The 22,542-nt window shown below is 53.3% G+C and carries 24 protein-coding genes; 15 read left to right on the top strand and 9 right to left on the bottom strand.

Annotation, left to right across the window (positions count from 1 at the left end; all coding sequences use genetic code 11):
• Positions 1-34: 34 nt before the first annotated feature.
• The 3 genes from rnr to AC07P6_RS27690 all read left to right on the top strand — a co-directional run bounded on the left by rnr (position 35) and on the right by AC07P6_RS27690 (position 5,052).
• Positions 35-2,482 (top strand): ribonuclease R, encoded by a 2,448-nt coding sequence (rnr, locus tag AC07P6_RS27700; RefSeq protein ID WP_434660502.1) that lies wholly within the window; start codon positions 35-37, stop codon positions 2,480-2,482.
• A gap of 89 nt (positions 2,483-2,571) precedes the next feature.
• Entirely contained in the window at positions 2,572-3,303 is a 732-nt protein-coding gene (rlmB, locus tag AC07P6_RS27695) for a 23S rRNA (guanosine(2251)-2'-O)-methyltransferase RlmB (RefSeq protein WP_478315147.1), read from the top strand.
• Between the two features lie 126 nt (positions 3,304-3,429).
• On the top strand, positions 3,430-5,052 hold the full coding sequence (locus AC07P6_RS27690) for an isovaleryl-CoA dehydrogenase (RefSeq protein ID WP_478315146.1): 1,623 nt from the start codon (positions 3,430-3,432) through the stop codon (positions 5,050-5,052).
• Here the strand turns inward: AC07P6_RS27690 and AC07P6_RS27685 are convergent.
• The 3 genes from AC07P6_RS27685 to bsmA form a co-directional block, all read right to left on the bottom strand.
• Positions 5,049-5,774 (bottom strand): glycoside hydrolase family 25 protein, encoded by a 726-nt coding sequence (locus AC07P6_RS27685; RefSeq protein WP_478315145.1) that lies wholly within the window; start codon positions 5,772-5,774, stop codon positions 5,049-5,051. The two genes, AC07P6_RS27690 and AC07P6_RS27685, sit on opposite strands and share 4 nt — an antisense overlap.
• 45 nt (positions 5,775-5,819) lie before the next feature.
• Entirely contained in the window at positions 5,820-6,095 is a 276-nt protein-coding gene (gene yjfN / locus AC07P6_RS27680) for a DUF1471 family protease activator YjfN (RefSeq protein WP_181421806.1), read from the bottom strand.
• Positions 6,096-6,232: 137 nt separating this feature from the next.
• Positions 6,233-6,541, bottom strand: a complete 309-nt coding sequence (gene bsmA, locus AC07P6_RS27675) for a biofilm peroxide resistance protein BsmA (RefSeq protein ID WP_220022289.1) — start codon at positions 6,539-6,541, stop codon at positions 6,233-6,235.
• A 197-nt stretch (positions 6,542-6,738) separates the two neighbouring features.
• Here bsmA and yjfP point away from each other — a divergent pair, with 197 nt between their 5' ends.
• Entirely contained in the window at positions 6,739-7,455 is a 717-nt protein-coding gene (gene yjfP, locus AC07P6_RS27670; protein ID WP_478315144.1) for an esterase, read from the top strand.
• Here yjfP and ulaR read toward each other — a convergent pair.
• Positions 7,452-8,207, bottom strand: coding sequence for an HTH-type transcriptional regulator UlaR (gene ulaR / locus AC07P6_RS27665; protein WP_142514473.1), 756 nt, complete (start codon positions 8,205-8,207; stop codon positions 7,452-7,454). The two genes, yjfP and ulaR, sit on opposite strands and share 4 nt — an antisense overlap.
• Before the next feature lie 118 nt (positions 8,208-8,325).
• Positions 8,326-9,390, bottom strand: a complete 1,065-nt coding sequence (gene ulaG / locus AC07P6_RS27660; RefSeq protein ID WP_182235735.1) for an L-ascorbate 6-phosphate lactonase — start codon at positions 9,388-9,390, stop codon at positions 8,326-8,328.
• 365 nt (positions 9,391-9,755) lie between these two features.
• Between ulaG and ulaA the strand changes: the two genes are divergently transcribed.
• From ulaA to AC07P6_RS27630, 6 genes are read left to right on the top strand one after another with little or no spacing between them, the layout of a single operon-like run.
• Entirely contained in the window at positions 9,756-11,156 is a 1,401-nt protein-coding gene (gene ulaA, locus AC07P6_RS27655; RefSeq protein ID WP_181483913.1) for a PTS ascorbate transporter subunit IIC, read from the top strand.
• Between the two features lie 12 nt (positions 11,157-11,168).
• Positions 11,169-11,474 carry a PTS ascorbate transporter subunit IIB gene (gene ulaB / locus AC07P6_RS27650; RefSeq protein WP_045439008.1) on the top strand — a complete coding sequence of 102 codons (306 nt, stop codon included), beginning with the start codon at positions 11,169-11,171 and terminating at the stop codon, positions 11,472-11,474.
• 9 nt (positions 11,475-11,483) lie between these two features.
• Complete coding sequence (ulaC, locus tag AC07P6_RS27645) at positions 11,484-11,951, top strand: PTS ascorbate transporter subunit IIA (RefSeq protein WP_110274457.1); 468 nt, start codon at positions 11,484-11,486, stop codon at positions 11,949-11,951.
• A 12-nt stretch (positions 11,952-11,963) separates the two neighbouring features.
• Complete coding sequence (gene ulaD / locus AC07P6_RS27640; RefSeq protein ID WP_110274456.1) at positions 11,964-12,614, top strand: 3-keto-L-gulonate-6-phosphate decarboxylase UlaD; 651 nt, start codon at positions 11,964-11,966, stop codon at positions 12,612-12,614.
• A gap of 9 nt (positions 12,615-12,623) precedes the next feature.
• Positions 12,624-13,478 (top strand): L-ribulose-5-phosphate 3-epimerase UlaE, encoded by an 855-nt coding sequence (gene ulaE / locus AC07P6_RS27635; RefSeq protein ID WP_434660497.1) that lies wholly within the window; start codon positions 12,624-12,626, stop codon positions 13,476-13,478.
• Entirely contained in the window at positions 13,478-14,164 is a 687-nt protein-coding gene (locus tag AC07P6_RS27630; RefSeq protein WP_478315143.1) for an L-ribulose-5-phosphate 4-epimerase, read from the top strand. The genes ulaE and AC07P6_RS27630 overlap by 1 nt, the downstream gene beginning before the upstream one ends.
• A 154-nt stretch (positions 14,165-14,318) precedes the next feature.
• On the opposite strand, the gene AC07P6_RS27625 is transcribed toward AC07P6_RS27630, so the two are convergent.
• The gene (locus AC07P6_RS27625) at positions 14,319-14,594 is read right to left on the bottom strand and encodes a YdgH/BhsA/McbA family protein (RefSeq protein ID WP_181483908.1); all 276 of its coding nucleotides are present in this window, start codon (positions 14,592-14,594) and stop codon (positions 14,319-14,321) included.
• A gap of 340 nt (positions 14,595-14,934) precedes the next feature.
• Between AC07P6_RS27625 and rpsF the strand changes: the two genes are divergently transcribed.
• The 5 genes from rpsF to AC07P6_RS27600 all read left to right on the top strand — a co-directional run bounded on the left by rpsF (position 14,935) and on the right by AC07P6_RS27600 (position 17,450).
• The gene (gene rpsF, locus AC07P6_RS27620; protein ID WP_004098001.1) at positions 14,935-15,330 is read left to right on the top strand and encodes a 30S ribosomal protein S6; all 396 of its coding nucleotides are present in this window, start codon (positions 14,935-14,937) and stop codon (positions 15,328-15,330) included.
• A gap of 5 nt (positions 15,331-15,335) precedes the next feature.
• Complete coding sequence (gene priB, locus AC07P6_RS27615; protein ID WP_110274451.1) at positions 15,336-15,650, top strand: primosomal replication protein N; 315 nt, start codon at positions 15,336-15,338, stop codon at positions 15,648-15,650.
• Between the two features lie 4 nt (positions 15,651-15,654).
• Complete coding sequence (gene rpsR, locus AC07P6_RS27610) at positions 15,655-15,882, top strand: 30S ribosomal protein S18 (RefSeq protein WP_002210155.1); 228 nt, start codon at positions 15,655-15,657, stop codon at positions 15,880-15,882.
• Between the two features lie 39 nt (positions 15,883-15,921).
• Entirely contained in the window at positions 15,922-16,371 is a 450-nt protein-coding gene (rplI, locus tag AC07P6_RS27605; RefSeq protein ID WP_110274450.1) for a 50S ribosomal protein L9, read from the top strand.
• A gap of 146 nt (positions 16,372-16,517) precedes the next feature.
• Positions 16,518-17,450: a DMT family transporter gene (locus tag AC07P6_RS27600; protein ID WP_182235742.1), complete on the top strand. Its 933-nt coding sequence runs from the start codon at positions 16,518-16,520 to the stop codon at positions 17,448-17,450.
• Positions 17,451-17,503: 53 nt separating this feature from the next.
• Here AC07P6_RS27600 and AC07P6_RS27595 read toward each other — a convergent pair whose 3' ends face one another.
• The 3 genes from AC07P6_RS27595 to AC07P6_RS27585 all read right to left on the bottom strand — a co-directional run bounded on the left by AC07P6_RS27595 (position 17,504) and on the right by AC07P6_RS27585 (position 22,533).
• Positions 17,504-18,784: an MFS transporter gene (locus AC07P6_RS27595; RefSeq protein WP_112216190.1), complete on the bottom strand. Its 1,281-nt coding sequence runs from the start codon at positions 18,782-18,784 to the stop codon at positions 17,504-17,506.
• Positions 18,785-18,910: 126 nt separating this feature from the next.
• Positions 18,911-20,995, bottom strand: a complete 2,085-nt coding sequence (locus AC07P6_RS27590; RefSeq protein WP_478315142.1) for an FAD-binding protein — start codon at positions 20,993-20,995, stop codon at positions 18,911-18,913.
• Positions 20,992-22,533: an acyl CoA:acetate/3-ketoacid CoA transferase gene (locus tag AC07P6_RS27585; protein ID WP_478315141.1), complete on the bottom strand. Its 1,542-nt coding sequence runs from the start codon at positions 22,531-22,533 to the stop codon at positions 20,992-20,994. The genes AC07P6_RS27590 and AC07P6_RS27585 overlap by 4 nt, the downstream gene beginning before the upstream one ends.
• Positions 22,534-22,542: the final 9 nt, after the last annotated feature.

Genomic DNA, 22,542 nt, shown 5'->3' with positions numbered 1-22,542 from the left:
AAACTTCACTGGAGATGACAACGGAGGAACCGACATGTCACAAGATCCTTTCCTGGACCGCGAAACTGAAAAGTACGCAAATCCAATCCCAAGCCGGGAATTCATCCTCGATCATTTAGCAAAACGCGAAAAACCGGCCAGCCGTGATGAGCTGGCAATAGAGCTGAATATCGAAGGCGAAGAACAACAAGAAGCATTGCGCCGTCGACTGCGCGCAATGGAACGTGATGGTCAACTGGTCTTCACTCGTCGCCAGTGCTATGCGCTGCCTGAGCGTCTCGATCTGCTGAAAGGCATCGTTATCGGTCATCGCGATGGCTATGGCTTCCTGCGCGTCGAAGGCCGTAAAGATGATCTTTATTTATCATCTGAACAGATGAAAACCTGTATTCATGGCGATCAGGTGCTGGCACAGCCTCTGGGTGCGGACCGTAAAGGCCGCCGGGAGGCTCGTATCGTTCGTGTCCTGGTACCAAAAACCGGGCAGATCGTCGGCCGCTACTTTACCGAGGCGGGTGTGGGCTTTGTCGTTCCCGATGACAGCCGCCTAAGCTTCGACATCCTGATTCCGCCGGAAGCAGTGATGGGCGCGCGCATGGGGTTTGTGGTCGTGGTTGAGCTCACCCAGCGCCCGACCCGCCGCACCAAAGCGGTGGGTAAAATCGTCGAAGTGCTGGGCGATAACATGGGAACCGGAATGGCGGTCGATATGGCCCTGCGTACCCATGAAATCCCCCATGTCTGGCCGCCAGAGGTGGAAAAACAGGTTTCAAGTCTGAAAGAACAGGTGCCGGAAGAGGCGAAGGCTGGACGTGTTGATTTACGTAATCTGCCGCTGGTCACCATTGATGGCGAAGATGCTCGCGACTTTGATGACGCCGTATACTGCGAGAAGAAACGCGGCGGCGGCTGGCGTCTGTGGGTGGCCATTGCCGATGTGAGCTACTACGTGCGTCCCGGCACGCCGCTGGATGGTGAAGCACGCAGCCGTGGTACCTCGGTCTACTTCCCATCTCAGGTCGTCCCGATGCTGCCGGAAGTGCTTTCCAACGGTCTGTGCTCGCTGAATCCTCAGGTCGACAGGCTCTGTATGGTTTGCGAGATGACGATTTCATCAAAAGGCCGTCTGACCGGCTTCAAATTCTACGAAGCGGTGATGAGTTCCCATGCTCGTCTGACCTACACCAAAGTCTGGCATATGCTGCAGGGCGACCAGGACTTGCGTGAGCAGTATGCGCCGCTGGTTAAGCATATTGAAGAGCTCCATAACCTCTACAAAGTGCTGGATGTTGCTCGTGAAGAGCGCGGAGGCATCTCATTTGAGAGTGAAGAAGCTAAATTCATCTTCAATGCTGAACGCCGCATTGAGCGCATCGAGCAAACTCAGCGTAACGATGCGCATAAGCTGATTGAAGAGTGCATGATTCTGGCGAACATTTCCGCTGCGCGCTTTGTGGAGAAAGCTGAAGAGCCGGCGCTGTTCCGTATTCACGATAAGCCGAGCACGGAGGCGATCACCGCATTCCGTTCAGTTCTTGCTGAGCTTGGACTTGAACTGCCTGGCGGTAATAAGCCGGAGCCGCGTGATTATGCCGAATTGCTGACGTCGATCGCCGATCGACCAGATGCGGAAATGCTGCAAACCATGCTGCTGCGGTCGATGAAACAGGCGGTGTACGACCCGGAAAATCGCGGTCACTTTGGCCTCGCGCTGCAATCTTACGCTCACTTCACTTCGCCGATTCGTCGCTACCCGGATCTCTCTCTGCATCGCGCTATCAAGTATCTGCTGGCGAAAGAGCAGGGGCATAAAGGCAACAGCACTGAGACCGGTGGCTGGCACTACAGCATGGAAGAGATGCTGCAACTGGGGGCTCACTGTTCGATGACGGAGCGCCGTGCTGACGAAGCTACCCGCGATGTGTCGGACTGGTTGAAGTGTGATTTCATGTTGGATCAGGTGGGTAACGTCTTCAAAGGCGTGATCGCCAGCGTGACCGGTTTTGGTTTCTTCGTGCGTCTGGATGAGCTGTTTATTGATGGTCTGGTGCACGTCTCTTCGCTCGATAATGACTACTATCGTTTCGACCAGGTGGGTCAGCGGTTGATCGGCGAGTCCGGTGGCCAAACCTACCGTCTGGGCGATCGCGTAGAAGTGCGCGTTGAAGCAGTCAACATGGACGAGCGTAAGATTGACTTCTCGCTTATCTCCAGCGAGCGCGCTCCGCGCAACGTGGGTAAAACCGAGCGAGAGAAGGCGAAAAAGGGTTCCGCTGGCAAATCCTCCGGGCGTCGTCGTCAGGCAGGAAAGCAAGTGAACTTTGAGCCAGATAGCGCATTCCGCAAAGAGAAAGGCAAATCTCAACCGAAGGCTGCTCAGCCAAAAGGCGAGAAAAAAGCGAAGAAACCGTCGGTGAAAACCCAAAAAATCGCTGCGGCGACCAAAGCCAAGCGCGCGGCGAAAAAGAAAATCGCTGAGTGATTGGATTCCCTTCATCCTGATTCCGTCTAATGTAGCGGAGAACGTCTGGGTGAAGGGAACGGCTAACAGAACCTAAAACGAGTACATAAATGAGTGAAATGATTTACGGCATCCACGCGGTGCAGGCACTGCTGGAACGCGCTCCTGAGCGTTTTCAGGAAGTCTTTATTCTGAAAGGCCGTGAGGATAAGCGCTTGCTGCCGCTGATCCATGCCCTGGAGGCTCAGGGAGTGGTGATTCAGGTTGCCAACCGCCAGTATCTTGATGAGAAAAGCGAAGGTGCTGTTCATCAGGGGATTATTGCTCGCGTGAAGCCTGGGCGCCAGTATCAGGAGAACGATCTGCCGGATCTGATCGCTTCTCTCGAGCAGCCGTTCTTCTTGATCCTCGACGGTGTGACCGATCCACATAACCTCGGCGCCTGCTTACGTAGTGCCGATGCCGCTGGCGTGCACGCGGTGATTGTGCCGAGAGATCGCTCCGCGCAGCTCAATGCGACGGCGAAAAAAGTCGCCTGCGGGGCGGCAGAAAACGTTCCGCTTATCCGCGTTACTAACCTCGCGCGTACCATGCGACTGCTGCAGGAAGAGAACGTCTGGATCGTGGGTACCGCTGGCGAAGCCGACCACACTCTATTCCAGAGCAAGATGACCGGTTCGATGGCGCTGGTGATGGGAGCGGAAGGCGAAGGTATGCGCCGTCTGACCCGCGAACACTGCGATGAGTTAATCAGTATTCCGATGGCTGGCAGTGTTTCATCGCTGAACGTGTCTGTCGCGACCGGGATTTGTCTGTTTGAAGCGGTGCGCCAGCGCAGTTAAGCGCCGCAGCCATAAGCTAAATACCAGAACCATCCTTCGGGATGGTTTTTTTGTGACTCCTTTCGCGAGCGGGTTTGCCCAGCGTGACCATACTTAATGGCAACGCCATTGAAGGAGGGAAACACAATGCACTGGCAAACTCACACCGTATTCAATCAGCCCACCCCACTTTGTAACAGCAACTTATTCCTGTCAGATACTGCTTTGCGTGAAGCGGTGGTACGCGAAGGCGCTGGCTGGGACGGTGACCTGCTGGCGAGTATCGGTCAGCAGCTGGGAACCGCAGAGTCTTTGGAGCTTGGGCGCCTGGCAAACAGCAATCCGCCGGAGCTTTTGCGTTACGACGCAACAGGTTCACGCCTTGATGATGTGCGCTTTCATCCCGCATGGCATCTGCTGATGCAGGGGTTGTGCGCTAACCAGGTACATAATCTTGCCTGGCAGAAAGAGGCTCGTGCTGGTTCCTTCGTTGCCCGCGCTGCTCGCTTTATGCTGCATGCGCAGGTGGAAGCAGGAACCTTATGCCCCATCACCATGACCTTCGCCGCCACTCCGCTATTGCAGCGTTCGCTGTCGACACTATTTAGCGACTGGCTATTGCCATTATTGAGCGATCGTTACGATCCACATCTTGTGCCGGGTAATCAGAAACGCGGGCTGCTTATTGGGATGGGAATGACCGAAAAGCAGGGTGGGTCTGATGTATTGAGCAATACCACCCGGGCGGAAAAAACGGCCGGAGGCTTTTATCATCTGATTGGGCACAAATGGTTTTTCTCAGTACCGCAAAGCGATGCCCATCTGATATTAGCTCAGGCACCCGCGGGTCTTTCTTGTTTTTTTGTCCCGCGTCTGTTACCTGACGGACAACGTAACGGTATTCGTCTGGAAAGACTGAAAGACAAATTAGGTAACCGTGCGAATGCCAGTAGCGAAGTCGAGTTTTTTGATGCCTGCGGTTGGCTGGTTGGGGAAGAGGGGGATGGCGTCCGGCAAATCCTCAAAATGGGCGGTATGACCCGCTTCGATTGCGCGCTGGGCAGTCACGCGTTGATGCGCCGGGCTTATTCAGTGGCGCTGTACCATGCGCTGCAACGTCAGGCATTTGGAAAAAATCTGGTCGACCAGCCAATGATGCGCCAGGTTCTGGGGCAAATGGCATTGCGGCTTGAGGGGCAAACCGCCTTTTTGTTCCGCCTCGCGCGCGCGTGGGATAAGCGTGATGATGTGCAGGAAGCGCTATGGGCAAGGTTGTTCACTCCTGCAGCGAAGTTTGCTATCTGCAAATCCGGGATTCCGTTTGTCGCGGAGGCGATGGAGGTCTTGGGTGGTGCTGGTTACTGTGAAGAGAGTGAACTACCGCGCTTATATCGCGAAATGCCGGTCAATAGCATCTGGGAAGGCTCTGGCAATATCATGTGTCTGGACGTGATACGCGTTCTGACGAAGCAACCGGCGGCGCTGGAACTTCTGGCGGCGGAATGTGCGGAAGTGAAAGGGCAAAATCGTCATTTCGATCGCTCATGGCGGCAATTGCAACAGTGGTTACGGCGACCAGCGGAAGGGCAGGCCAGGGAGATAACCCAACTGGTCTATATGTTAGGCGTGGGCGCGCAGGTATTGCGCTATGCTTCACCACCGACGGCTGAAGCCTGGTGTCGTATGATGCTCGACGCGCGCGGCGGCTTGTTGCTTAGCGAGCCGATGCTAAGCGAAGTATTGAGCCGGGCGACCGGCGGTGCCTTCTAGGGATGGAGCAGGGCGGTAAATTGCTCGTCGCTGCCCTGAAACACATTCAAATCCACAAAGGCGTCTATTCCAGCAAGGCGACCACGATTAGCGAACTGCCAGAAGACCCATTGGCGCGAACTTTCCAGCCTGGGCTGGCGCCAGATATCACGGTTCCACAACGGATTATCGTTAAATTCATTCTGTAGGTGGTCGTCATAAAATTCGCGGGTGGCATAAAGAATGACTTTTTGCTGATAAACCGTCTCCAGCATGGCGGTCATGGCCCGCACTTCAGCAACGATTTGTTGGTGGCTCTGAGGCATACAGTTACCTCCGTATTCCAGATCCAGCACCGGCGGCAGCGCGTGAGGGCTGACGGGCACAGTGGCGATAAAGTTGCCCGCCTGCGCAATACCGGATTTACAAAAAGTAAAAAAATGGTAGGCGCCGGTGATGATTCCCTGCTTGCGGGCATTACGCCAGTTGGCATCAAAAGCGCTATCTTTAAAGCTCTCGCCTTCCGTTGCTTTGATAAAGGCGAATTGAATGTTTTGTTGTTTGAGCTGCGCCCAGTCAATGGATTGCTGGTGGTGGGAAACATCAATTCCCTGGATTGGGAACGTTTGACGAGAAGGGTAATTAAAGCGGAGCCAGCCTTCATAGAAGGCAATTCTGGTCAGTCCGGCGAATAGCGCTAACGCCAGCAGCAACCAAATGATCTTTCGTCCCTGGGTAAACATGACTTCCTGCCATGAGAAATGAAACACGAACGCATGCTAGCACATTCAGGCATAAAGAATGGCCTGCACCCGCCAGTTATCCGGCTGTTGCTCTTCATACATCTGGACGATGCGATACCAGGATGCACCTTGCTCATCGGCCTGTACGGCGATGGCATGCTCAACATCCTGCTGGCTACCGGAGATGTTGTTAACGCAAATCAGGCCAATTTCATTGAGGCCCGTTACGCAATCCGCACTGGCAAATTCCGCTGACTGCGCGGAGGTATTGGCCGTTGCCGAGGTCAGCATTAGGCTGGGTAGGGTAAAAGATCGTTTCATCGTCAGCTCCATTTTACGTAGTCCTGAGGGCAGTCCGTTGCTAACGTCCTGCCAGGTTACAGCTGGCCGAACGTTATTATGCACAGGAAAACGTGAATGGGCGCAAAGCAGTGTAAAGCTCGTTTAAAGATTAACCGCTATTTACGGTAGAGAATCGCTTGCGAATACCACTGGCCGGGAACCATCGTGTCATCAATCATGATGATGACGTAGTAATCTGCTTTCGCTTTCTCTGCTTTGACCTTTAACGCAGCTTCTACATCCATCGGTGAGCCGTACATTAATACGCTCACCGTGCCCATCTTTTGTAGACCCGTCGTCTGGTTACGCTGGATCTCTTGCGGATGGTCGGTTGCGGGCGGTGGTGCTTCTGGCGTTCCTTGTAAGGCACTACAGCCAGTCAAGACGATAGCCAGTAACCATGGTGTAAACCTACGCATAACCATATCTCGTTTCCTGATAGTCATAGTGTAGTGGTAGCCTGAATGTCATTTCCGGGGAATGTTCCCAAATTGTTATCTCGGACGCGATTTTCGAATGAAAATATTCTGAAAGCGTAACCGGGTTCTCAACATTATGAATCATGCGCGAACGAGTTTCGTGCTCAATAACACAACATCACTATAGAGAAAGGAGACGATAAATGATTGCACTAGAAATGCGTAGCCTTGCGGGCGGGGAGATTCTGCATGCATATCCACAGAACGCGGCAGATAAACCGTTGCCGTGTATCGTCTTTTATCATGGTTTCACTTCTTCTAAGCTGGTCTACAGCTATTTTGCTGTCGCGTTAGCAGAAGCCGGGTTTCGGGTGATAATGCCAGATGCTGCAGAACACGGTGCGCGCTATGTCGGCGATGAACAAGGCAGGATGCAGCGGTTTTGGCCGATCCTGATGCAGAATTTTGTTGAATTCCCGGCGCTGCGGGAGGCGATTCGCGAACAGGGATGGCTTGCTGACGATAGACTGGCGGTCGCTGGAGCATCAATGGGCGGAATGACGGCGCTGGGCATGATGACTCATCACCCGGAGTTGAAAAGCGTGGCCTGCCTGATGGGGTCTGGCTATTTCAGTTCGCTTTCGCAGAACCTATTCCCGTCGCCCGATTTTTGCGTAAAACAACTGGTCGAGTGGGACGTTAGCGAGCAGCTAGATACACTTGCCAGCCGACCACTGCTGCTTTGGCACGGTGACGAAGATGATGTCGTACCACCGGGAGAAACGTTCCGCCTTCAGCGCTCATTGCAGCAAAACGACCTGGCCGACAATTTGACTTGTATCTGGCAGAAAGGCGTCCGTCACCGCATTACGCCTGAGGCATTAGCGGCGACGGTGGCGTTCTTTCAGCGTCATCTTTAAACGCGAATCACCTGAACGCCCTGATCTTCAAGCTGCTTGAGGATCGCTTCATCCGCCTGCCTGCCGGTAATCACCAGGTCGATTTGTGCGGCCTGGCTGAATAACATTCCGGCACGCTCGCCAACTTTGCTGCTATCGACCAGCACCGCGAGTTTACCGACGACGTTAAGCATTTTTTGCTCCGCCATTGCCGTCAGCATATCGGTTTTGTAGAGCCCTTCGGCGGTCAGCCCTTTGCCGCTGGTAAACATCCAGTGCCCGGCATACAGGCTATTATCGCTACCTTGTGGGCTCAGAGTGATGGAGTGGCTGCGGTTATACTGCCCGCCCATAATGATAACGCTGTCATGTTCTTGATCGATCAGATAGTTGGCCAGAGGCAGGTAGTTAGTGATGATTTGTACCGGCTTTCCGCACAGTTCCTGGCCCAGCAGGAATGCGGTAGAGCCGCAGTTGATAACGATGCTTTCGCCTGGGTTAACCAACTGCGAAGCCGCGCGCGCAATGCGCACTTTCTCATCGTGGTTTTGCGCTTGGTGAATATTCATAGGTGACCAGCGCGGGCGCTGCTCACTGATAGCCTCCGCACCGTTGCGAACTTTTTTCAGCTTGCCGCTTTCGTCGAGTTTATTGATATCGCGTCGTGCCGTTGCTGGCGAAATTCCTAGCCGGGAAATCACCTGCTCCACGGTGACAAATCCCGTTTGTGCCAGCAAATCCAGTAAAATTTGATGTCTTTGCGCTTCCGTCATGAGCAAATCCGATTAAAAGTGATAAGCAAAGATGATATTTGAAATCAGGTGAAAATACTAATGCCGACGGGGATAATTTCCGGCGGGCGGTCAACGATTACCGATCGCCGGAGAAGTGTTACAGGAAGGACTTAAACGGTAGGTCCGGTTCCATGGTGAAGCAGTCGTCGAATCCGCGTGGATAGTGGTACTCGAAATTATCCTTATCCAGCGGCCAGGTGAATTTCCCGCCAACCTGCCAGATGAAAGGCTTGAAGCCATATTTCAGACGATCTTTCTTCATGTCCCACAAGACGCGGATTTCCTGCGGGTCAGCCTGGAAGTTTGACCAGATATCGTGATGGAACGGGATGACGACTTTGGTGTTCAGCGACTCAGCCATGCGCAGGATATCAGCGCTGGTCATTTTGTCGGTAATACCGCGCGGGTTCTCGCCGTAGGAACCCAGCGCGACGTCAATTTGATGTTCGTTTCCGTGCTTAGCGTAGTAGTTGGAATAGTGTGAATCGCCGCTGTGATACAGGTTGCCGCCCGGCGTTTTGAACAGGTAGTTCACCGCACGCTGATCCATTCCATCCGGCAGTACGCCCGCCGCTTTTTGATCCGCTGGCAGGGTAATCAGTGCGGTACGGTCAAAGGCGTCGAGCGCGTGGATTTCAACGTCCTTCACTTTTACCACATCGCCCGGTTTCATCACGATGCAGCGCTCTTTCGGCACGCCCCAGCCGATCCACAGATCAACACAAGTTTGCGGGCCGATAAATGGTACGTTATCGGCGCAATTCTGCATCACCGCGGCGGCAACGTTAACGTCGATATGATCGTTGTGATCGTGCGTAGACAGAACGGCGTCAATCTGGCGAATAGCGAACGGATCGAGTACGAACGGGGTGGTGCGCAGATTTGGCTGGAGTTTCTTGACGCCTGCCATGCGCTGCATCTGGTGGCCTGTTTTCATTAGCGGATTGCCATGGCTTTGTTTGCCCGTACCGCACCAGAAATCGACACAGATATTGGCCCCGCCTTCTGATTTCAGCCAGATGCCCGTACAACCCAACCACCACATGGCAAAGGTACCAGGTGCAACCTGCTCTTGTTCAATTTCTTCATTCAGCCAGCTACCCCACTCAGGGAAGGTGTTCAGGATCCATGATTCGCGGGTGATGGTTTGTACTTTACTCATTGCGCTTTCCCTCACATATTGTCAAAAGTAATCACATTGTGATTTGTTTTGAAGAATGCTGCCATCGTTTGTTCAGGAATGCAATCCTGAATTTTACGCTTTACAGGGATGTAAAAGGGCGGCTCAGGTGATATCAGGCTTTCTTTATTGACTCCATTATTTATTACCATGTTGATTTTAATGGGTTAATTTTTGATTTTGATAAATGAGAATTAATTCGTGTACAGATTGAATAATTATTTGCGGCGTGCGTCACATTTAATCAAATATAATCTTGTTGTGATTATTTTTGATTATTAGAGTGATCGTAACAACAAACCCTGGGCGTAATGTACGTTCAGAGCTTTCACCTTCTGGAGCGTGTTATGGAGATTCTCTACAACATCTTTACCGTTTTCTTTAATCAGGTCATGACCAATGCCCCGCTGCTGCTGGGTATCGTGACGTGTCTGGGTTACATCCTGTTGCGTAAAAGCGCCAGCGTTATTGTCAAAGGAACGATTAAAACCATTATCGGTTTTATGTTATTGCAGGCGGGTTCCGGCATTTTGACCAGCACCTTCAAGCCGGTCGTCGCGAAGATGTCTGAGGTTTACGGCATCAACGGGGCGATTTCCGATACCTACGCTTCCATGATGGCAACCATTGAGCGTATGGGCGATGCCTATAGCTGGGTCGGCTATGCGGTACTGTTAGCGCTGGCGCTGAACATCTGTTACGTCCTGCTGCGCCGCATTACCGGTATTCGCACCATCATGCTGACCGGACACATCATGTTTCAGCAGGCGGGGCTGATTGCGGTTTCGTTCTACATCTTCGGTTATTCGATGTGGACTACCATTATCTGCACGGCGGTCCTGGTCTCCCTGTATTGGGGTATCACCTCCAACATGATGTACAAACCGACCCAGGAAGTGACCGACGGTTGCGGCTTCTCGATTGGCCACCAGCAGCAGTTCGCTTCGTGGATTGCCTATAAAGTCGCGCCATATCTGGGGAAAAAAGAAGAGAGCGTTGAGGATCTTAAGCTGCCGGGCTGGCTGAACATCTTCCACGACAATATCGTTTCCACGGCCATTGTAATGACGGTTTTCTTCGGCGCGATCCTGCTCTCCTTCGGCATTGACACGGTGCAGGCGATGGCGGGTAAAACCCACTGGACGGTCTATATCCTGCAAACCGGCTTCTCTTTCGCGGTGGCAATTTTCATCATCACTCAGGGCGTGCGCATGTTTGTCGCCGAGCTCTCTGAGGCCTTCAACGGTATCTCTCAGCGTCTGATCCCTGGCGCTGTACTGGCTATCGACTGCGCGGCGATTTATAGCTTCGCGCCGAACGCCGTGGTCTGGGGATTTATGTGGGGCACCATCGGTCAACTGATCGCCGTCGGTATTCTGGTGGGCGTCGGTTCTTCCATTCTGATCATTCCAGGCTTTATCCCGATGTTCTTCTCTAACGCCACCATTGGCGTGTTTGCTAACCATTTTGGCGGCTGGCGCGCGGCGCTCAAGATTTGCCTGGTGATGGGCATGATAGAGATCTTCGGCTGCGTTTGGGCGGTGAAGCTGACGGGCATGAGCGCCTGGATGGGCATGGCGGACTGGTCAATTCTGGCGCCGCCGATGATGCAAGGCTTCGCCTCCGTCGGCATCGCATTTATGGCCGTTATTATTCTGATTTCACTGGCTTATATGTTCTTCGCAGGACGCACGCTGCGTGCTGAAGAAGATGCGGAAAAACAACTGGCAGATGCTTCTGCTCAATAAGGAGTTTTGACTATGACCGTACGTATCCTGGCTGTATGTGGCAACGGGCAAGGCAGTTCCATGATCATGAAAATGAAAGTGGACCAGTTTTTGACCCAGTCAAATATTGATCACACGGTGAATAGCTGCGCGGTGGGTGAATACAAAAGCGAATTAAGCGGAGCAGACATCATCATTGCCTCCACCCATATCGCCGGTGAGATCACCGTCTCCGGCAACAAATATGTGGTTGGCGTACGCAACATGCTATCGCCTGCTGACTTTGGTCCGAAGCTGCTGGAAGTGATCAAAGAACATTTCCCGCAGGACGTGAAGTAAGGACGCACCATGAAATTACGAGATTCGCTGGCGGAAAATAACTCGATCCTCTTACAAGCCGACGCCAGCACCTGGCAGGAAGCGGTAAAACTGAGCGTTGATCTGTTGGTTAAGGCTGACGTGGTCGAGCCTCGTTACTATCAGGCCATTCTTGACGGAGTTGAACAATTTGGCCCGTACTTTGTGATTGCGCCGGGCCTGGCGATGCCGCACGGGCGCCCGGAAGAGGGCGTGAAGAAAACGGGTTTTGCACTGGTGACGCTGAAAACGCCGCTGGTCTTTAACCACGAAGATAACGACCCGGTCGATATCCTGATAACGATGGCGGCGGTCGATGCCAACACTCATCAGGAAGTGGGCATCATGCAGATCGTTAATCTGTTTGACGATGAAGCCAACTTCGACCGTTTACGCGCCTGCCGCACCGCGCAGGAAGTGCTGGATTTAATTGATAACGCCACCGCGGCGGCTGTTTAAAAGGAATATCAAATGTCATTACCTATGTTGCAGGTTGCGCTGGATAACCAATCAATGTCTTCTGCGTATGAAACGACGCGCCTGATTGCTGATGAAGTGGACATTATTGAAGTCGGCACCATTCTTTGCGTCGCCGAAGGCGTTCGCGCGGTTCGCGACCTGAAAGCGCTGTATCCGCATAAAATCGTGCTGGCGGATGCCAAAATCGCCGATGCGGGCAAAATTCTCTCCCGTATGTGTTTTGAAGCCAATGCTGACTGGGTGACCGTGATCTGCTGTGCGGATATCAACACCACCAAAGGCGCGCTGGACGTGGCGAAAGAGTTTAACGGCGATGTGCAGATCGAACTGACCGGATACTGGACCTGGGAACAGGCTCAGGAGTGGCGCGACGCGGGTATCGGGCAGGTCGTGTATCACCGCAGTCGCGATGCGCAGGCCGCAGGCGTGGCGTGGGGCGAGGCGGACATCAGCGCCATCAAGCGCCTGTCTGATATGGGCTTTAAGGTTACCGTCACCGGCGGCCTGGCGCTGGAAGATCTGCCGTTGTTCAAAGGCATTCCAATTCACGTCTTTATCGCTGGTCGTAGCATTCGTGATGCCGCTTCGCCGGTTGAAGCCGCGCGTCAGTTTAAACGCTCTATTGCCCAGCTTTGGGGCTAAGGAGCAACTATGCTGTCGAAACAAATTCCGCTCGGCATCTATGAAAAAGCGCTCCCCGCAGGGGAGTGCTGGATGGAGCGGCTGAAGCTTGCGAAAAAGCTGGGTTTTGACTTCGTCGAAATGTCGGTGGATGAAACTGATGCCCGACTGGCGCGTCTCGACTGGAGCCGCGAGCAGCGTCTGGCGTTGGTCAACGCGATTGCTGAAACCGGCGTGCGCGTTCCGTCCATGTGCCTGAGCGCACATCGTCGCTTTCCACTTGGCAGCGAAGACGACGCAGTACGTGCGCAGGGGCTGGAGATTATGCGTAAAGCGATCCAGTTCGCCCAGGACGTCGGCATTCGCGTGATCCAACTGGCCGGTTACGACGTTTACTATCAGGAAGCCAACAACGAGACGCGTCGTCGCTTTCGTGATGGACTGAAAGAGAGCGTCGAGATGGCAAGCCGCGCGCAGGTGACGCTGGCGATGGAAATTATGGACTATCCGCTGATGAACTCCATCAGCAAGGCGCTGGGCTACGCGCACTACCTAAACAATCCATGGTTCCAGCTTTACCCGGATATCGGCAATCTGTCGGCGTGGGATAACGACGTGCAGATGGAACTCCAGGCGGGGATCGGGCACATCGTGGCGGTGCATGTGAAAGATACCAAACCCGGCGTATTCAAGAACGTGCCGTTTGGTGAAGGGATTGTCGATTTCGAGCGCTGTTTCGAAACCCTCAAGCAGAGCGGCTATTGCGGGCCGTATCTGATTGAGATGTGGAGTGAGACCACTGACGACCCTGCGCTCGAAGTGGCGAAGGCTCGCGATTGGGTGAAGGCGCGCATGGCAAGCGCCGGTCTGGTGGAGGCGGCGTAATGCAAAAGCTCAAACAGCAGGTTTTTGAAGCCAACATGGATCTACCGCGCTACGGGCTGGTGACCTTTACCTGGGGCAACGTCAGCGCTATCGACCGTGAACGCGGGCTAGTGGCGATCAAACCCAGCGGCGTTGCTTATGAAACCATGAAGGTAGACGACATGGTGGTGGTGGATATGGACGGTAATATCGTAGAAGGCCAGTACCGTCCTTCTTCTGATACCGCCACCCATCTGGCGCTGTATCGTCGCTATCCGAGTCTTGGCGGCGTGGTGCATACCCACTCTACTCATGCAACGGCCTGGGCGCAGGCGGGGTTAGCCATTCCCGCGCTAGGGACGACCCATGCGGACTACTTCTTTGGCGATATTCCCTGCACCAGGGCATTAAGTGCCCAGGAGGTTGAAGAGGCCTATGAGCTGAACACCGGGCACGTCATCATCGAAACGCTGGGCGAGGCTGAACCTCTGCATACGCCGGGTATCGTGGTCTATCAGCACGGTCCGTTTGCCTGGGGCAAAGATGCGCATGATGCGGTGCATAACGCGGTAGTGATGGAAGAGGTGGCGAGAATGGCGTGGATTGCCCGCGCGATTAACCCGCAACTAAAGCCCATCGATAGCTGGCTGATGGACAAACACTTTATGCGTAAACATGGGCCAAACGCCTATTACGGGCAAAAGTAAGGTACGTGCTCCGGAGCTTTTCATCGTAATGATGAATCAACCGGTCTGGCTCCGGAGCCTTTTTTAATTTTGTTGATAAGCCAGGAAGCGAAATAATGCGCAATCGCATTAAGACTTCGCCCCGCAATGGAGGCGAAGTCAAAAAGACGGGGAGTTAACGGTAAATAGCTGCACTGGCATGAATCAGGCCATTGCTTCCTGGCTCATGGAGCAGGATCGGCTGAAAATATTTCGCTCCCTCGGCATCGCTCTGCTGGCTAAGCGCCCGATCGGCTTCTTGCTCAGTGGCCATGTTGTGGTTGATATAGATAACGCCAAGGCTCTGCACATCGTCCATGTTGCGTGCCTGACGCCCATCGATTTTGATGGCGGCCAGCGCGTTGGCGCTCAGCAAAAGCGCAGCCATCATGGTAATGAGGATATATTTCATACTCTACGCTCCTTACTGACAGTCCTGACGTTAACCCGGCTCCTTTAGGTTATGGATTGCTGCTGATCTAAGTGTAATAGCTGTCTGCCGGGCGTATCGCGACCATTTCTGATGCAGTTGTTCAAAAAATTGTCGCATCCGTTATTGATGAATTTTAAATCACTGGTTTAGTGTGACTTTGCGCTTAGTGCGAATTATCTACGCAATTCACTTGTCTTAAACCGCTTACGCACGTATTATGACGCGTCAATTTTTCAGCCGCCCTTTAATCACGTTCCTTGCCTCCATGGGCCGCGGCTGACCCAGACAGGAGGCTGAATAATCCGTAAGGAGCAATTCGATGCGTCATTACGAAATCGTTTTTATGGTCCATCCTGACCAGAGCGAACAGGTTCCGGGTATGATCGAACGTTACACTGGTGCAATCACTGCAGCAGAAGGTACGATCCACCGTCTGGAAGACTGGGGCCGCCGTCAGCTGGCTTATCCGATCAACAAACTGCACAAAGCTCACTACGTTCTGCTGAACGTTGAAGCCCCGCAGGAAGCGATCGATGAGCTGGAAACTAACTTCCGCTTCAACGACGCCGTTATCCGCAGCATGGTAATGCGTACTAAGCACGCAGTTACCGAAGCATCTCCGATGGTTAAAGCGAAAGACGAGCGCCGTGAGCGTCGCGAAGATTTCGCAAACGAAACCGCAGATGATTCCGAAGCTGGGGATTCTGAAGAGTAATCCTGATGACCAATCGTCTGGAACTGTCCGGCATAATCTGCAGGACTCCACTTCGTAAGGTCAGCCCGTCAGGAATTCCACACTGCCAGTTCGTGCTTGAGCATCGTTCAGTGCAGGAGGAAGCCGGTTTTCATCGGCAGGCATGGTGCCAAATGCCCGTTATTATTAGCGGACACGAAAACCAGGCCATTACTCACAGTATAACGGTCGGTAGCGCAGTAATCGTTCGAGGGTTCATTTCTTGCCACAAGGCAAAGAACGGCTTGAGCAAAATGGTTCTGCATGCCGAGCAGATTGAATTGATAGATTCTGGAGACTAGCCATATGGCACGTTATTTCCGTCGTCGCAAGTTCTGCCGTTTCACCGCGGAAGGCGTTGTTGAGATCGATTACAAAGACATCGCAACGTTGAAAAACTACATTACCGAAAGCGGTAAAATTGTCCCGAGCCGTATCACCGGTACTCGTGCAAAATACCAGCGCCAGCTGGCTCGCTGCATCAAGCGCGCTCGCTACTTGTCCCTGCTGCCGTATACCGATCGTCATCAGTAATCGGCCGCTGTCTATTAACGACTTTAAGAGGATAAGGTAATGCAAGTTATTCTGCTTGATAAAGTAGCAAACCTGGGTAGCCTGGGTGATCAGGTTAACGTTAAAGCGGGCTATGCTCGTAACTTCCTGGTACCACAGGGTAAAGCTGTTCCTGCTACCAAGAAAAACGTTGAATTCTTCGAAGCACGCCGTGCTGAACTGGAAGCCAAACTGGCTGACGTTCTGAACGCTGCTAACGCACGTGCTGAAGCAATCAACGCACTGGGCACCGTTACCATCGCGTCTAAATCTGGCGACGAAGGTAAACTGTTCGGTTCCATCGGTACCCGCGACATCGCTGACGCTGTAACTGCAGCTGGCGTTGCCGTAGCTAAGAGCGAAGTTCGTCTGCCGAACGGCGTTCTGCGCACCACCGGTGAGCACGAAGTGGACTTCCAGGTTCACAGCGAAGTCTTCGCTAAACTGGTTGTTAACGTTGTAGCTGAGTAATTTTTTACTCAACTCGCGTCGAGACGCCGGCCTTGTGCCGGCGTTTTGCTTTTCTACCTTTGCCCAATCTTTTCCCTGTATGGTAGCTATTCTTAGCAACTTTCTGGATAATAAAATAAAACACTATTTTATTTCTGGTGAAGTGAATGGATGCACCCTCAATTTTTTCCCGTAAGAATGTAGCCTATGCCTGTGCAACCCTCTGCTGCTTGTTGTGGGGAAGCGCCTACCCTGCGATCAAGAGCGGTTATGAACTGTTTCAGATCGCCACTGATGATATCGCGTCAAAGATAGTTTTTGCTGGCTACCGTTTTTTATTTGCCGGCATGCTCTTGCTGCTCTTCGCCCTGCTACAGCATAAACCTATCAGTCGCCTGAAGGGCCGCCAGTATGGACAGCTGGTGGTGCTGGGGCTGACGCAAACCTCCATCCAGTATATTTTTTTCTATATTGGATTAGCGTTTACCACCGGCGTCAAAGGGTCGATTATGAACGCCACCGGTACCTTCTTCAGCGTACTGCTGGCACATTTTATCTACCAAAATGACAAACTAAGCTACAACAAAACGCTCGGCTGTATTCTTGGTTTTACTGGCGTGTTGCTGGTGAACTTTAACCACTCGCTAAGCGACTTTAGTTTTATCTGGCTGGGTGATGGCTTTGTGGTGCTGGCGGCTTTTGTTCTGTCGGCGGCGACGCTCTACGGTAAACGCATTTCGCAGACGGTAGACCCAACGGTGATGACCGGCTGGCAGTTGTCTTTTGGTGGTATTGCCCTGCTAGTTGGCGGCTATTTGAGCGGAGGAACGCTCGCCGTACATGGCACTGCATCCGTGTTGATTCTGGGCTATCTGACGCTCCTCTCTTCAGTCGCTTTTGCACTATGGAGCATCTTACTCAAGCATAATCGCGTGGGCATGATCGCGCCGTTTAACTTTCTGATCCCCGTTTCCGGCACGGTACTGTCGGCTATTTTCCTCGGCGAAAATATTTGGGACTGGAAATACGTTGTTGCGTTGGTACTGGTGTGTACCGGGATCTGGTGGGTGAATAAGGCGAGTAAAAGCCAGGCACGGTAAGATAAACAGGCACTATAAACAAGGTTATAGTGCCTGGCCCTCATTAAGAAGCGTTAGTTGGTCGCCAACTGCATCTCTTCAGTTGTTACCGTTGGTTCTTTAATTAATACCCATAGCGCGATTGCGCCGATAATATCAAAGAACGCCAGAGCAACGAAGAAAGGGGCGAAGCCAATGATGCTGACGAAAGCGCCGATGAACAGGTTAAACAGCAACTGTCCTGACCATGCGCATGCGCCGGCCATTCCCACAACGGTAGCGACCTCGTCTTTTTTAAATAAATCTGCGCCCAATGTTGCCGCTACCGTGGACAGCAACTGGTGAGAGAAGGCACCAATACTGATGAGAACCACCGCGATGTAGGGGTTGTCAACAATACTGACTAACCCAATTGTCATCATAATGATGGCAGCGATAGTGAATGTAATACGACGAGAGTTGATCAGGCTGATACCCCTGTCATTAAAGAACTTCGCTACAAAACCGCTTGCCAGACAACCCAAATCACCTAAAAGAAATGGCAGCCAGACGAACATCGCTATCTCTTTTAAGCTGAAATGCAGCGTTTCAACGAAGAATATCGGTACCCAGAAATTAATTGTCCCCCACGCCGGGTCTGCCAGGAAACGCGCAATGCCAATTCCCCAGAAATTACGTTGCTTAAGAATTGAGATAACTGAAGCTCTCTCCTTTTTTTCCGAGCTAAGATGTTTTTCTTGCCCGGATTCAATATAGTCGCGTTCTTCCTGAGATAATCCTTTGGCGTCTTTTGGATCTTTATAGAAAATGAACCAGAAGATGGCGGCAAATAAAGCCATGGCTCCTGAGACAATAAAGGCAAATTGCCAGCTATGGAACATGATGCACCAGGCGATAAGCGGCGGTGCGAGCATTGCCCCCAGAGATGTCCCCATGTTGAAGACGCCAGTGGCAATACCGCGTTCTTTTGCCGGAAACCATGTGGAAGCCGTTTTGACGCCTGCGGGAATTGCCGAGGCTTCGCTAAATCCCATGATGCTACGCATAAATGCCAGACCTTGCCATGTCCCGGTCAGAGCATGTCCCATCGTTGCCAGACCCCAGATAGCGGCGCAGATGGCAAAACTAATTTTTAATCCTACGGTATCAATAAAGAATCCCATAATGGGTTGGCCAAGCGTATAAGCGAGTTGGAAAGCGCTGACAACCCAGGAATATTGCTCTTTGGTAATCCCTGTTGTTTCCATTATTGTGGGAGCGGCAATGCCTAATGCCGTACGGTCTAAATAATTTATCACGGTAATAAAGCATACGAGTGCAATCATATGCCATCTATAATTTTTAATTTTCTTCATGGGCAGACCTTTATAATAGATATATATTTTGATTCCCTGGTGTTGATTCACTCACCAGGGAAAGTCAGGCATGTCACAGAGCTGTTTTTATGTATTGGCCGTAGGGCGCGGTGGTGTGTTAAATATCTACTTTGAACTTTCGCTTAAATAGATTTTACCGCAAAGAAAGTCTGGCCAGTTTTTTTCAAAATAATTATTCTTAATATCGCAAAGGCTCCTTAGTTTTTTGTCAGCAATAATCCATTTGTTTTGATGATATTTGATCGTGATTTTACACTCTTTATCATGGCTCTTTTCGGGGCGGAAGCGCCAGGCTTCTACCGCGCCCTGGCGAGCGACTGGCAGGCATTCTCCGTTGGCATCCAGAATCATTCTTGCGCCCCGGCTTCCCCCGCCAGCCGTGACATAATGGTCCAATGCGGTGAGAACCGCTGCCGACGTCACCGTTAGCTGCCGCCACATAAACAGTTCTGCAATTTCAGCCGGGTGGTTGATGGTCAGCCCATGCTGCCGGACAAACTCCAGCAGGAGCTGCGCATCGCGGCTGGCATGGCCAATATCTTCAGCACGGCAAATAAAACCGGCTGAATCGGACATCCGCGCCTGAATTTGCTTTTTGACCATCAGTAACGACATTCCGGATTGATTCTCCAGCGCCTGGCCGATGACCTCTCTGACCGTCGCCATCGCCGTTGCAGCCAGCGCGTGCAGATCGTCCGGATGATCATGCCTGCCCGCTTGCGCAATATAACGTGCCAGCCGCACGGCAAAGACCTGTCCGGCGTTGAGCGCCGCGCCGCCGGGGCGGGTGACGCCGTGGGTTCCGGCGACTTCACCTACTGCAAAGCAGCCGGGCAGGGACGTTTGCCCCCAGATGTCGACCTCAATACCACCATTCATATGCTGGTTGTTCATGGCGAACTGCAATGGCTCTTGCGCCAGGTCGTGACCGTGCATTTTATACAGGGCGATCGATAGCGGGTTCATTTGTCGCAAGCGTTCAATCGGTAGCGCCGCCAGCGCGTCGTTGTTGTCCAGATAAGCCCGCACGTCGTCTTCGAGCCGTTCCAGCGAGAAGGGGAGATCGCCCGGCACCGCTTCAGGATTGCGGTTAAAGTCCATATAGACTTTGCGGTCCAACTGCTGCTCATGCGCCACCGCCATATCTAACAGGCTGGAGCCAAAGTCCATCACCCTGGTCGCATGGAACGGCCATTGATACCCTTTACGGAAGATATTGGACGCCAGCTCCTGGGTGGTGCGGTAGTAGTCGGCGAGGAAATTATGCTCGTTACCGTCGCTATCAACCGAATAGATATAGGGGATCACCTGCACGTAGGTGCCGGATAAATTCCACGGAAAGAGGCTGCGCGGTGTACCGATACCAAACTGGCTTTCCGTCAGGTTGGCCAGCGTCATTCCCTCCTCCAGCGCCAGCCCCAGTGAACCGAAGCACTTATGGGGGTAGACGCTGTCGCGATACAACTCTCCAGGGCCGCCGGTGGCCAGCACCACGTTAGGTGCGACGACCAGCGCCAGTCCCCACGGATTATGGGCGCGGGAGCCGGTTGCCATAATCGCCCCGACAACGCGTTCGCTACCTGAGTCATCGCGCTGACGCAGCAGCTTGATAATCGTCGCGCTGCTCAGCAGCGGGATATGCAGCCGCTGCACTTCTTCCAGCAGAACCTTCACCATCAGGCGCGAAGTTCGTGGGCCGCATGAGGTGGCGCGCCCAGCTTCATCGTGGTCGGTTTGATAGCGCAGAATCGCGCCATATCGGTCTTCCGGCAGCTCCAGCCCAAGGAATTGCAACCCGCCCAGCGTGTGCAGAGAACCTACCGCTTCCACATAGGCGGTGTCGTGATCCATGGCGCCGCCGCTGGCCAGCGCGTCGGCCAGTTTAAGGAAATTATCGCCATTGCCTGCGGTGGCGGCGGTAAACAACGTCTGCTTATCCGAACCGGAACAGGCGGAGGTCCCCATATATAATCCGGCGGTTGCCAACAGCACGTTTTGCTGGCGGCGTTTTAGCTCAACGGCAGCGCGTAGCCCCGCAGCGCCGCTACCGACCACCAGCGCATCGGCTTTCCATACCGGGTAGTTGACGTTATCAAGCGTCAGAACGGAATTTGGTTCTGCCTGAGTGAATCCCTTAGGAAAAGAGACATGCGTCAGGGCGTCAAGGATGGCGTCATTAATCTGGCTCATGCTTCCCCCATCGCGCTAAACAGCGCGCTGTCCATCAGGCGCGGCTGGTTGAACAATGGGCGGAAAGCCATATACGGCAGAATATCGCGCTCAATATCGACGCCAGGGGCTACCTCGATTAACTCAACGCCCGCCTCCGTTAACTGAAACACCGCGCGTTCCGTGATATACAGCACTTCCTGTCCGCTCTGGCGGGCGTAGCTGGCGCTGAAAGTGATCTTTTCCACCGCGGTAACCAGCTTCGGGATCTGCCCTGATTGCTCGATTTGCAGGCCGTCTGGCGTGACGTTAACCCTGCTGCCTTTGGCGTCAAATGTGCCGCAGAACACCACCTTGCGGGCGTTCTGCGCGATTTCCAGAAAGCCGCCGGGTCCAATCAGATTGCCGTTGAGATGCGACACGTTGACGTTGCCCTGCTGGTCCATCTCACCCATGCCGAGGAAAGTGATATCGATCCCGCCGCCGCTGTAAAACTCAAACTGGTCCAGCGAAGGAATAATGGCATCGGCGTTGCGCGCGCAGCCAAAAAATGCGTCGTCCAGCATCATGCCGTTATGCACGCCTTGCTCCACGCTGAGCCACAAGCTCTGATAAGGCACACCTTCGCGCAGGGCGATGCCGGGAATGCCGCCGGGAATCCCAAAGCCGAAGTTGGTGGATGCACCAGCCACCAGCTCACGGGCGGCGCGGCGGGCAATCAGGCGACGAACCGGATGGCTGACCAGCTCTATTGCATCACTGGAACAAAGGCGGCGATGCTGGCCGCTGATCGTCAGATCGTAGCCGCCGAGGTAGGTCTGCGGCTGTTCGCGATACTCCACGATACCATCGACCAGAATCCCCGGCAGAGTGACGCTACGCGGGGCAATTGCGCTCGACTCCAGCACGTCGCGTACCTGAGCGAACACCTTGCCGCTGCTATTGTGCGCTGCCAGCGCCATCGAGTAGCTATCCATATTGATCGCTTCCTCTTCAAGACTGACGTTGCCGCGCGGATCGGCGTAGGTGCCGCGCACAATGGCGTAATCCACCTTAAACGGGCGGTAGCGTAGTTTCGTTTCGCCATCGATCTCAATCAGTTCGACCAGATCGTCAGTGGTGCAGGCGTTGGACTTTCCGCCACCATGGCGCGGATCGACAAACGATCCCAGCCCAACGTGGGTAATAAGTCCCGGCCGACCCGCGCCGATTTCACGCAGTAGCGCCTGAATCACGCCGCCGGGAAAGCAGTAGGCTTCAATCTCTTCGTTTTTCACCAGCGCCTGCATTTTGGGCGACCAGGTGAAATGCCCGGCGATAATCCGCTTGAGCATCCCGGCGTGGGCGAAGCGGTTGGTGCCTTTGTGGTCGCGATCGCCAATGCCCAGCGAATGGATAAGCGTCAGGTCACGAGGGTGCCCGGTTTCCAGAAAGCGTTTTTCAATCGCTGCCAGTAAATAGTCGGCTTCGACCATGCCGCCGCCGTTGCCGCTAATAGCAATGGTGGCACCGTCTTTAATCTGCGCGGCGACAGCGTCGGCGGTTGTGATTTTATTCATCATCCTTTC

The organism is Klebsiella sp. GFKo11, from assembly GCF_056490265.1.
This window is presented reverse-complemented; position numbering and strand designations above follow the sequence as displayed.